Here is an 11,559-nt window from a genome sequence, read left to right on the forward strand (position 1 = left end):
CCGTTTTCAGCCAGCCTTCAGACATCGAAAAGGCACCCAGACTGTCTCATCCGCCATCTAAAGACGTTTGGGTTCTAGCAGCCTCACTCGGTGGTCCTGCAGCGGTGAAAGAGTTCCTGGATGAAATTCCATCTACGATCAGAGCCGGCTTTCTTTATGCTCAGCATGTCGATGCCCACTTCTCGGGCGTACTAACACGCGTCTTAGGCCGTCATTCAATGCTCGACCTAAAGCCTATAACCGACTGCTGTTTAGTTAAAGATGGCGAAGTTCTCGTCGTTCCTGTCGACAATGAAGTCTGCTTTTCATCTAATGGTGTCTCAATTAGAGACAATGAATGGGAAGGACCCTATGGTCCATCAATTGACCATTTATTAAGAAATCTGTTTGCGCATTATGGAAAACGTTGCCATGTGATCGTATTTAGCGGCATGGGGAATGACGGCTCGTTGATGGCACCTACGATGCATAAGCAAGGCTGCTCAGTATGGACTCAAGCACCAGATGGGTGTGCGAATGGCTCGATGCCGCAATCTGTGATTGATCTTGAATGCAGTGCATACACCGCATCTCCAAAAGACCTGGCTCGAGCATTAATTAATAAAGTTGGCTGCTACAGTGCACCTGACGCCAGTGCTAGCAATTTAGAAACAAACAAAGGAGTTTAATTGTGTCGGATGCTCAAAGTGTTATCTCTAGCCTATATCTACCGGTTAGTAATACCCAGCTCTTATTACCTAACGTTAGCGTCGCTGAAGTAGTAGGCTATCAAGCGCCTGAAAACCGCGATACTAAGCCAGATTACTTTCTAGGTCTTGTATCCTGGCGTGGAATCAATATTCCTTTATTATCGTATGAAATCGCCAATGGGCTCTCAGCAGCCAAGGTCACACCCAACTCCAGAATTGCGGTAGTCAATACTATTGGTAAACACCAAAAAGACTTACCTTTTTTTGCTATTGTGACGCAAGGTATCCCCCGACTTGTAAAAGTAGGGAATGAGATATCTCAACAGTCTGACCGTAAGCCAGGAAAAGCTGACTCAGCAATGATCACACTGGATGGTGAAGAAGCTGTAATTCCAAATATTGAATACCTCGAATCATTAGCCTACGAGAACCTATGACTAAAGCAAAAGAGCACCTAAATAATGCTGCACTCTCCGGGCTGCTATTTTTCTGTGTGTTCTTTGCTATTAGCTTGTTTCTTAACGACCAAATAGCACAGAGTGTCCTATTTTTCATCTGCGCGCCTTGCTTTACAAAGGCTTTCTTCACTGCTCATCTTTCATCGCCCTCAAGAAAAAAACAACTCTTGATAGCCTGCACCGCACTGTGGGTCTGCATTGATATAACGCTAGTCAGCCATAGCCTTAGTGAATTCTCATTAGTTTTATATTGGCTGTTCCCTTTGGCAGCAGCAACGCTTATTTTAATTGGGGTAAAGTTTGGCTCGATTTTGTCATTGAGTGCGCTATGCCTCAGCTTCCCACTAACACCTGAAAACAACAGTAGCTCATTTTTCTTTCAGGCTTTATCGTTTGCATTATTTCTTAGCTTATTCTCGGTATTACTTACTTACCTTACCAAGCTAGAGAAAGATCTAAAACTCGCCACTAGAACTGACCCTTTAACCGGTTGCACAAGTATTCCTTATTTCAAACACAAACTAAAATCTGCCACCGAACTTCAACGACGCTATAAGGATCAGGTCACCTGCTTAAGCCTTAGCAGCGAATGTATGATTAAAAAGTATCGCGATCACGAACAGTGGCTAGTGGAAGTATCGCAGATTTGCCAAAGCCGGATACGCCAAACTGACGTAATCTGTAACTACACCAACAAACGCTTTCTAATTCTTTTACCTAATACAGATCTTGATAATGCCCATAACTTAGGCAAAGACTTAATACAGGCTTGTGAAGCTTACAAGTTTAGCTACCTTGCCAAACAAGATGAACCAGCTAAATTCCACTATGAGCTTTCAAGCTATTCCGATAATGACGACTGGGAAAGTTGGCTCAGTCAACTAACTCGGTGATCAATTAAGCTTATTCCTTAACTTTTTTACCAATTCCCAAGCAATTTAAGAATTAGTAGCTAAAATAAATAAAACGTAAGCACGAAACTGGCTCAGGTTTTTTCATTCAATGCCGATAATAGCATTGATATGGTTGCACTGATGAACATGGCAAGAACAAGCAAAACGTCATTTATCCCAGTGCCGAAACTTTAGGTTTTAACACCCGTTAAAACTATGTTTGATGAAACCAGTGATTACCAGCTCTAATAAAACAATGAGCAGGTAACTAACTCGACCAGATAAGTAACAAACAATAATTTTTGGAATGCCGATACTTTTGAATAAAAAGGCATCTTCAGATAACGCAACAAGTATATTCAGGTAAGGTTATGTTTGGATTAAATAAGAATGCATTGAAAGTAAATGAAGTTGCGATCGACAAAGTCGAGCTACAGTCATTAGAGCAAAAAGCGGCACTGCTTGATCAGTTTTTTAGTCAAGACCCTGCCTCCCAGATTCAAGAGCTCGCAGCTAGCGTTAACGAGAAGCTACAAGGCGGCTCAGACTTTGCAAGCGGTATTGAAGGCAGTTGCCAAGGCATGGAGTCTCTCGTAGGCGAAGGTCTGGCGATACACTCTTCTGCACAACAAGCCAGTGACGCGACCAACCAGGCATCTGATACATCCAAACAATGTAGCGCCGACATGAGACAGCTTGCAGATAACCTGGAAACCTCATCTCGATACATCTCTGAATTTACATCTTTGCTGGAAAGCTTGGATGAAAGTAATAAAACGATTAGTAAATTACTTGAGTCGATCAAAGCCATTGCCGACCAAACTAACTTGCTAGCACTCAACGCTGCGATCGAAGCAGCGCGAGCTGGCGAACACGGTCGAGGCTTTGCGGTTGTTGCCGATGAAGTACGACAGCTTGCAAACACCTCAAATGAGTCAGCAGAAGAAATCCAGGGTGAGATCACCAAGATCACCGAAATATCGAACTCGGTTATCTCGAAGCAGCAAGAAGTTGCTGAAGTCGTGAGTAGCAGCGTAACAATTGCTAATGAAACCATGAGTAATCTAGGTGGTTTGGAAGAAGTTGCTAGCAATAGTGCTGACGTAGTTAACACCCTTACTTCCAGCCTAAGCACTCAAGCTGATCAAACAGAACAAATTAAGAACGCACTGCAAGGTGCGATTGAAGGCGCATCAATCAACGCTAGCTCTGGCAGTCTCGATGAGCAATTCCAGGCACTGATCGATCAACTAAATGACTTACAGCGCTAGGTCGCTATAAACGACAGACTTTCGTCAGCTTTCTTTACAAGCGGCCAGCTTTAGTTTTATATTCAAGTTGGCCGCTTTCAAAATTAAATTTTTTTCCCATGTTATCCTTTTGTTTTTATTTACTTTATTTTCCCTCTCAGACATGTTCAAAATACTTGGCAGAGTAAATGCTTAACTATTATTTACCAAACAATCAAGCTCAGGTCTGATAATTCAGGGTAACCTGAATGGAGGTAGTAAAATGAGCCAAAGTACTTGCCCCACAATGCAATGCGATCTCGCCACCTTAGAGAAACTCTACCAAAACAAGTGCCTGCAAGCTGAAAAAGCAAAGGCTGGCACCAATACATTTATGTACCAAGTTCTTAAAGCGGAAGCAGATAATATTCGATTCGCAATTGATCGGTACTAATTGTCTCTTACTTTCTGCTAAACGCTATCTGCAAATTAGGTTGACCAAGTGGGAAAAGGCTTTCCCCAGCTATTCCAAGCATGTAAAATCCGGCATTTCCCACATCTTCGGTATTTCTTATGCTTGACGCCTTATCACAAAATTATAAAGCCATTATTGAAAGTCTTGGTGAAGACAGCTCTCGCGAAGGCTTATTAGATACACCGACTCGTGCAGCCAAGGCTATGCAATTTCTCACTCAGGGATATCAACAAAGCCTTGATGATATAGTAAATAACGCGGTGTTCGAGTCTGACAATGACCAAATGGTTATTGTAAAAGACATAGAGCTATACTCTCTTTGCGAACACCACCTACTGCCTTTTATTGGCAAGTGCCATATCGCTTATTTGCCAAACGGCAAGGTTTTGGGTCTGTCTAAATTTGCTCGTATTGTCGACATGTATGCGCGACGCTTCCAGATTCAGGAAAACCTCACTCGTCAAGTGGCTGAAACAATCCAGCAAGTGACTGGCGCAAAAGGTGTGGCTGTCATCATTGAGTCAAAACATATGTGTATGATGATGCGCGGCGTTGAAAAACAAAATTCAGTCATGAACACTTCCGTTATGCTGGGCGCTTTCAGACAGTCTCAGGCAACACGTAGTGAATTCCTAACGCTCGCAACCAACTCTTAAGAACATGTCGCTGTGTGTCTAGGATCGATACACAGCACTCTTGCCACCAACAGGTATGATCAATGCTAAAACTCGACTCACTTAATCAACTCAAGCAACTCAAGCAAGATATCAAAGCTAGTCGCAATCTCTGCATTGGGACAGTTAAAGGTTCTGCTTACAAATTTGGTTTTGTGACACTTGATACCAACCGAGACGTTTATCTTCCACCCGATGAAATGGAGCGCGTACTCCCTGGTGATAGAGTAGAAGTTGAAGTCATAAAAGATGCAAAGAACAAAAAGGTCGCTAAATTAGAAAGGCTAATTGAAAGCAACACCCAGTTCTTTTGTGGCAAATACATAGAGAAGGGTAAAGCTGCTTTTGTTGAGCCCGATATCCAAGGCATGTGTCGGTGGTTTTTTATTCCTCCTCAAAAGCGCAAAAAAGCCAAAGCGAAAGACCTGGTTGTCTGCAAGGTTACTCAACATCCTTTTAAGTCAGGGAAAGCACAAGCAAGCATTGTCGAGCTAATTGGTACCGACCAAGATATCGGTATCGAATCATTGTATGCCAGCAAGAAGCACCGCCTGGAAACAAGCTGGAGCAAAGTCGAGCAAGAACAAGCAGATGCGATTTCAGAAGAACAGATAGCAGGTTTAAGCGAAGGGCGTAAAAACTATTGTGAACTTCCCTTTGTTACCATTGACTCGTCTTCTACGAAAGATATAGACGATGCCTTGTATGCAGAAAAAGCTGAGCAAGGTTGGTATATATATATTGCGATTGCCGACCCCTGCGCCATGATTGATGCCGGCTCAGCCATCGAGAAAAGTCTGATAAAACGCGCAAGTTCAGTCTACTTCCCCGGTCAGACTATCGCGATGCTTCCAGAAAAGCTGGGCAGTGATATCTGCTCTTTGGTAGAAGGTAAACCGCGTCTGGCCAAAGTAGTAAAAGCGACTGTAAGTGAGACTGGAGATATCGAAAGCTACGAGCTAGAACAAGCGCTTATTCAATCTCATAAAAAGCTTAGTTACGAAGTCGTTGGCAGCTTTATTGACCAAGGCGAAGCGCTAGACGAGTGCAGCAGCGATATTCAGGAAAGCCTGAAGCATCTTAAGACTATTGCCGATAAACGATCAGAATTCCGCAACAAGCACAACCTGATTCAAAAAGACCGTCAAGAGTTCTACCTCGAGCTGAATGACCAGGGAAAGATTGCAGAGATCAAACAGAAAGTATTCTCCAGCGCTCACCGTATAGTTGAAGAAGCGATGGTCGCTGCAAACTGTTGCATCGCAGAACTCATTTCCAAAAGCAAACTTCCCGGTATCTACATTAGCCATAAAGGCATACGTGCCGATCGCTTGGAAAGCTTGGATAAAGTACTGCAAGAAAACATTCCTGAGTACAAAGAAGATTCTTTAGCGTCTTTAGACAGCTTTGTTGAACTATCAAAACAGCTTTCCAGTAATGATGAGTTAACTCGCTACCAACTACTTATTTCTCGCCAGTTAGAGAAAAGCCAGCTAAGCCTAGAACCTGCGCCTCACTTCGGCATGGGATTGCAGCAGTATTGCAACTTCACCTCCCCCCTTAGAAAAGCCAGTGACTTTTTAGTACACCGCCAACTCGATGCGATTGCAGCCAACAATGAAAGCTACATTAACGAAGCTCAAATAGAAGCATTAAGTGAGAATTCGAGTAAAGCCAAAAGTGCCGTCTATGATGTTGAGCAATGGCTGAAGTGCCAGTATTTAGCTAAGAACAAACAAACCTTAAATGCTACGATTCATCGTGTCTTTTCTTCTGGTTTTCAAGTTCGTCTAGCAGAAACAGGTATTGAAGGATTTGTCTCAACCAAGGAGATGGAAGGGAAGTATAGCTTTAACCAAGACCTGCTTTGCATCACCAACAAAGAGCAGTCCTTCCAACTCGACCAAGCAGTACAAGTAAAACTCAAGCAAATCGACTGGTCTCGTAAACAAATTCAGTTCGAATTAGTTTAGACCGGCTACATCCTGGCCAAATTCTTGTCTGTCCTCAGCAGAGCCATGTAGGATATCTCCTACATGGCTTTAGGTTTTATCCTATTTTTTCCTACATGTGGTTTCCGTAATATACTCATCAAACGGAAGCAACATCAAACGGACTTGTTAGGGAAGGCAGGAGCCAATCTGAAGGATTCAGATAACTACACAGGGCAGTTGTAGATCAAGGAACGATAAGGCAAGGGACAATTGTGCTGCAGGAGCGGCTGAATAACTAAGGACAGTGGCAAAACAAGGATTTGTTCACGGATGTTCAATGGATACAATTAACTGATGGAACAGTAAAGGAAGCGCCTATTCTAGGGTATCGCACGGATTGCGATACCCATTCTATTTTCCCCTCTACGTCAATTCAGTCGCTAAGCTTTTACCAGACCAACTAAGCCCGCCACCATATACTCACTAATAATATTGATATAAGTCTCTAAATCTGTATCTTCTTGGCAATGCAAACCGCCATTCCAAATTGTACTAATCGCGCCATCAAAGGTCGCTTCTAAGCCCATCATTAAGTGCTCAATGGGCATATCAGGAAACATCCCACTCTTAATACCTGGCTCCAGTATTGAGCCAATGTAGGAGGCAAATAAATCGTCTAATTGGTCAAACTCGGCCCGTAATTCCGGGGTGAGGCGTTCTCTAAAGTCGACACGCTTACAATAAAACGAAACCCGCGCTTCAGCCGGATTATCAAGAAATTGCGCAAAGGAAGCGCGAATAATTTCACGAATGATATCTATTGCTTCTGAATGTGGTGGTAGCGCTTCGTAAGAGGCCAGCATACGACGCAAAAACGAGATTGAAATCTGAGCGTAAATCTCTTCTTTACAGGTAAAATGCTTATAAACGGTCCCTTTGCCTATCTCTGCTTTTTTGGAAATCTGCTCAACGGTCACAGTTTCCCAATGTGGGTTCTCAAACAAACTGATCGCCGCTTTGAGAATTTCCTGCTCCCTCTTAGCAAACTCAACCTGCTTTCGACTTAAGCCTTCACTTCCTTCCGACATTACACTCTCACAAACTTCAATTACGAATTAATTCAATCAGCCAGCTAGGTGACCGATAGTCATTAAGTCTAGTTCTAAATTCACAGCTATTCTAGTTTTTCTTAAGATCCACAATCATCTGTTTCATGCTTAAGATTTCAGCTTGAAGGTCACTAATAGTTGGCTCATCCTTTTTACTTTCTTGCCGCGCTTTAGCATGCTCTTCTTCCATCACATTAACGACAATACCAATTACCATATTGAGAAATGCAAAGGCTGTAAAAAAGATAAACGATAAGTAGTATATCCAGCTGAAGGGGTACACCTCCATCGTTTCATATTGAACATCAGTCCAATCTTCAAAGGTCATCACCCTAAACAAGGTCAGCATGGAAATAGCAATATTTCCCCATAAGTCAGGATTAATTGTTTGGAATAAAAAGCTTCCGACAGCAGCATAGATATAAAAGATGATAAACATCAAAAGCATGACATAGCCCAGCTGTGGCAAGGCCTTGATTAAAGAGTTAATCAAGATGCGCAACTCAGGAATCACCGATATCATCCTCAAAACTCTGAACACTCTGACCAAACGAGCCAACAATGCCATTTCAGAGTCGTCAATTGGTATCAGACTTATTACCACCACCAGCGTATCAAATACGTTCCAACCGCTTTTAAAGAAGTGCCGCTTATTTGGCTCAGCAACAAAACGAATAACGATTTCAACCAGAAAGAACAGGGTGATAAACAGATCCAGCATTTTGGTGAATGCTATGGCCTGCACAGGCAAATCGTAGGTTTTTGCGCCAATTTCCAAGGCGGAAATAATAATGATAAAAATAACAAAGAGCTCAAAAGCCCGATTGTTCTTGAGTTGGTAAAAAAGAGACTGTAGCGAAGAATAATTCATTAACTGCGTAAACTATAAAAAACTTGGATTAGGTAATACTTGACGGCTATTTTACCGAAACAGAGGAAATAGTCACTTAAAGACTCTGACCAAATATATAAGCAAGCTGAGCCAAGCCAGCCATGGCACCAAGAATACCACCGATAATGATCAGTTTTATCTCATCTTCCTGAAAACAAGGCCTTAGTAGATCCTGAAATTCTTCAGAAGGGAGCTCCTTCATTCGTTGCGCCATGATATCCTGTACAACCTTGGCCCTCTCCTGGTTAAACAAAGGGTCACGCAGCGTAGTTTTTGACAAATCTACTGCCTTCAATCCGGCATCTTCTTTGAGTTCAGCAAAGCCTTTCGGCCCCATAGCGGCTTGAGTAAAAGGCTTAATCAAACCAACCGTATCATCTACCATGTTTTCAAAATGTCTTTGAATAATAGCCCTTGTACGCTTTGCTTCCGGCCCTTTCAGCATGGCTTGGGCGATTTGATCAACTGTCAGGATTTCTTCAGTAATGATTTTACAAAAAGACTCTGATACAGAGTCTTGCCGCTTTAAAAATAAACCGTGTATTGTCAGGCCTAAAAACTTAAAGGGCTTAACAGGCCGGAAAATCATATTCAACGCCACCCAGTTAGTCGCCCACCCCACCAAAAATCCGCATACTGGCAAGATCCACGGGTAGGGTAAGAAGTACCAAAGTATTAACTGGGGAAGCCCAAACAAAAAGCCAAACCAGAGGCCGCTTTTTATAATAAAGCGAAACTCCTGAGCCCCGCATTCGAGAAAGATTTTATTCAGCAGCGTTTTATCATCTTCCAGCTTCTCGATAACCATCAGCTTAAGATCAAACAATGACTCTATCTTTGGCCCGATATCCTCGACAAGATTCTGCATAATTCTCGGCAGTTGACTCTTTACCCTCTCATAAACCAGCTCTTTAACGGGTCTTGGTAGATTTTGCCAAAGCGTTCGATGGCGCTTAAGCATAATTTCATCAACTAGTTCTTCAGTGCGAGGAGCAAGTGACTCGAGAATATGCTCGCCAATTAGAGCAGGGCTCATTTGCTCAACAATATCAGAGACTGAGCCAATTCTGGACAAGGTTGAATCAACACTGATTTCCGCCATCTTCCTAGCCTTTGAGGGAATAATTCCCTGCCAGCCAAAAATGGGCCGAATGCCCCAGAATTTGATCGGATAAAAAGTAAGCTTAATGGCTAACCAGTTGGTGATGAATCCAACAATTCCCGCAATTAAGGGAATGCTTGCCAACTTGAGTAGCTCGAAGTATGAGTTCACTTCCATAATGACAGATACGTTTTGTAATTGTTATTTGGGAATAATCGTCGCGCTCAGCCCCAATAATTTAACGCTTCAAGGCCAGCCAGATTGCAATTTAGCATGCTATCACATAGGATTCACGGATTGTGTTCTACTTTAATAACAGGCTGATTATGTCACGTCGAAGCTTACTGGAAATTGGCCTTGTTCAACGCCTTGCCCTCGCGGCCTCGCTAAGTGCAGTACTAATTTATTGTGTCTACAGTGTCACCAGGTAGATAATGATTTTATCTTTCCGAAATCTAACGCTCGGCTACGAAGCGCACCCCGCTGTTCACCACCTTTCTGCCAGCATTGATAAAGGCATGCTTGTTGCCCTTGTTGGGCCTAACGGTGCAGGTAAATCGACACTGCTTAAAGGTATTATGGGGCAACTTGCTCCCTTAGAAGGTGATATTCAATTTGGACCCGTCGAGAAAGATGATATTGCTTATCTTCCTCAACAAAACATGGTCGATAGAAGCTTCCCTATTACAGTTCAGGAAATGGTCGCTCTTGGCGCCTGGAAACATATGGGTGCTTTCGGGCGATTACGTAGCAAGCATAAAAAGCAAGTCGCACAAGCGCTGCAGCAACTGGGTTTATCAGGGTTTGAAAAACGCTTGATCGGATCTCTTTCAGGAGGGCAAATGCAGCGCGTTTTGTTCGCACGCTTGCTCGTTCAAGAAGCCAACCTAATATTATTAGATGAGCCTTTTACCGGCGTAGACAGCCGAACAACACATGACCTACTACACTTGATTCAACACTGGCATGAACAGGGTAAAACGATTGTTGCAGTACTCCATGACCTTGAGCAAGTAAAGTCTCACTTCCCACATTGCCTTTTGTTATCGCGAGAGCCCATCGCTTTTGGGCCAACTGCCGGCGTATTGACTGAGCAAAACTGGCAACGAGCACGACAACTCAACGAAGCCTTTGATGAAAACGCCGTGTATTGCGGGGCTCACTAACAGATGTTCGATCTTTTTATTGCGCCAATTTTAGACTTCTCATTTATGCAACGCGCTATCGTTGGCTGCCTTGCGATTGCGATTAGCGCAGCGCCTATTGGCGTTTTTCTGATGTTAAGACGCATGAGTTTAACTGGCGACGCCATGGCACACGCAATATTGCCCGGTGCAGCGGCAGGCTTTTTTCTGGCCGGCTTATCTATTCAGGCAATGACCATCGGCGGGATTATCGCAGGCTGCCTTGTTGCGCTATTTTCCGGTTTCGTCTCTCGTATGACCGATGTCGCTGAAGATGCCAGCATGGCTGCCTTTTATCTTATTTCTCTGGCAGCAGGCGTCCTGATTATTTCAATTAACGGTAGTCAGGTTGATTTACTACACGTACTTTTCGGTTCCGCGCTGGCTTTGAACAACGAAGCTTTATATTTGCTTGCCGGGGTTTCTACAATTACCTTAATTACACTTGCTCTGCTGTTCAGACCGTTGGTTCTTGAGTGTATGGACAGGCTTTTCCTGCAATCAGTCAGTCGACTAAGTCCAATTGCTCACTTTGCCTTCCTGGTGCTAGTTGTTCTAAACCTTGTTGCCGGCTTTAACGCCCTTGGTACCTTAATGTCTGTGGGTATGATGATTTTGCCTGCAGCCTCTGCAAGGTATTGGGTCAAGAGCCTCGATATGATGCTTTTGGCGTCCTCTTGTTTTGCAATTCTCTGTTGTTATATCGGCTTACTCTTGTCATACCATGCTGGCTGGCCAACCGGGCCGGCGATCATACTGACACTTGGTATGCTCTACGTCTTGTCGTTTTCATTAGGACTTAATGGTAGCCTTTTATCTCGACTTGCCAAACCCAAACATCTCAGCGCATAACTCGTAAATATAGGTAATTTAAATATGAAGTCCTGGTTTAAATCGATCGAAAACGATGCTGAAGGCAC

General features: G+C 43.3%; 12 protein-coding genes. 9 read left to right on the forward strand and 3 right to left on the reverse strand.

Annotated features, from left to right (window positions below; genetic code table 11):
- The 7 genes from A3761_RS24850 to A3761_RS24875 all read left to right on the forward strand — a co-directional run.
- The coding region (locus A3761_RS24850) for a chemotaxis protein CheB (RefSeq protein ID WP_231881309.1) at positions 1–668 on the forward strand (668 nt) is incomplete at its 5' end.
- 2 nt (positions 669–670) lie between these two features.
- On the forward strand, positions 671–1,126 hold the full coding sequence (locus A3761_RS24855; protein WP_068507350.1) for a chemotaxis protein CheW: 456 nt from the start codon (positions 671–673) through the stop codon (positions 1,124–1,126).
- Positions 1,123–2,040 (forward strand): diguanylate cyclase domain-containing protein, encoded by a 918-nt coding sequence (locus tag A3761_RS24860; RefSeq protein WP_068508707.1) that lies wholly within the window; start codon positions 1,123–1,125, stop codon positions 2,038–2,040. Before A3761_RS24855 ends, A3761_RS24860 begins: the two co-directional genes overlap by 4 nt.
- 686 nt (positions 2,041–2,726) lie before the next feature.
- Positions 2,727–3,311 (forward strand): methyl-accepting chemotaxis protein, encoded by a 585-nt coding sequence (locus A3761_RS24865; protein ID WP_231872277.1) that lies wholly within the window; start codon positions 2,727–2,729, stop codon positions 3,309–3,311.
- 241 nt (positions 3,312–3,552) lie between these two features.
- The gene (locus A3761_RS26430; protein ID WP_156490561.1) at positions 3,553–3,723 is read left to right on the forward strand and encodes a hypothetical protein; all 171 of its coding nucleotides are present in this window, start codon (positions 3,553–3,555) and stop codon (positions 3,721–3,723) included.
- Between the two features lie 119 nt (positions 3,724–3,842).
- The gene (folE, locus tag A3761_RS24870) at positions 3,843–4,400 is read left to right on the forward strand and encodes a GTP cyclohydrolase I FolE (protein ID WP_068508709.1); all 558 of its coding nucleotides are present in this window, start codon (positions 3,843–3,845) and stop codon (positions 4,398–4,400) included.
- A 62-nt stretch (positions 4,401–4,462) separates the two neighbouring features.
- The gene (locus A3761_RS24875) at positions 4,463–6,391 is read left to right on the forward strand and encodes a ribonuclease R family protein (RefSeq protein WP_068508711.1); all 1,929 of its coding nucleotides are present in this window, start codon (positions 4,463–4,465) and stop codon (positions 6,389–6,391) included.
- Positions 6,392–6,792: 401 nt separating this feature from the next.
- On the opposite strand, the gene A3761_RS24880 is transcribed toward A3761_RS24875, so the two are convergent.
- From A3761_RS24880 to A3761_RS24890, 3 genes are all read right to left on the reverse strand, one after another.
- Positions 6,793–7,440 (reverse strand): TetR/AcrR family transcriptional regulator, encoded by a 648-nt coding sequence (locus A3761_RS24880; RefSeq protein ID WP_068508712.1) that lies wholly within the window; start codon positions 7,438–7,440, stop codon positions 6,793–6,795.
- 91 nt (positions 7,441–7,531) lie between these two features.
- Positions 7,532–8,332 carry an ion transporter gene (locus A3761_RS24885; RefSeq protein ID WP_068508713.1) on the reverse strand — a complete coding sequence of 267 codons (801 nt, stop codon included), beginning with the start codon at positions 8,330–8,332 and terminating at the stop codon, positions 7,532–7,534.
- Positions 8,333–8,408: 76 nt separating this feature from the next.
- Positions 8,409–9,632, reverse strand: a complete 1,224-nt coding sequence (locus A3761_RS24890) for a DUF445 domain-containing protein (protein ID WP_156490115.1) — start codon at positions 9,630–9,632, stop codon at positions 8,409–8,411.
- A gap of 257 nt (positions 9,633–9,889) precedes the next feature.
- On the opposite strand from A3761_RS24890, the gene aztA reads away from it, so the two are divergent.
- Together aztA and A3761_RS24900 are read left to right on the forward strand one after the other, a co-directional pair.
- Entirely contained in the window at positions 9,890–10,621 is a 732-nt protein-coding gene (aztA, locus tag A3761_RS24895) for a zinc ABC transporter ATP-binding protein AztA (protein ID WP_068552545.1), read from the forward strand.
- Positions 10,622–10,624: 3 nt separating this feature from the next.
- Complete coding sequence (locus tag A3761_RS24900) at positions 10,625–11,491, forward strand: metal ABC transporter permease (RefSeq protein ID WP_068508719.1); 867 nt, start codon at positions 10,625–10,627, stop codon at positions 11,489–11,491.
- Positions 11,492–11,559 lie beyond the last annotated feature (68 nt).

Source organism: Oleiphilus sp. HI0123 (assembly GCF_001635315.1).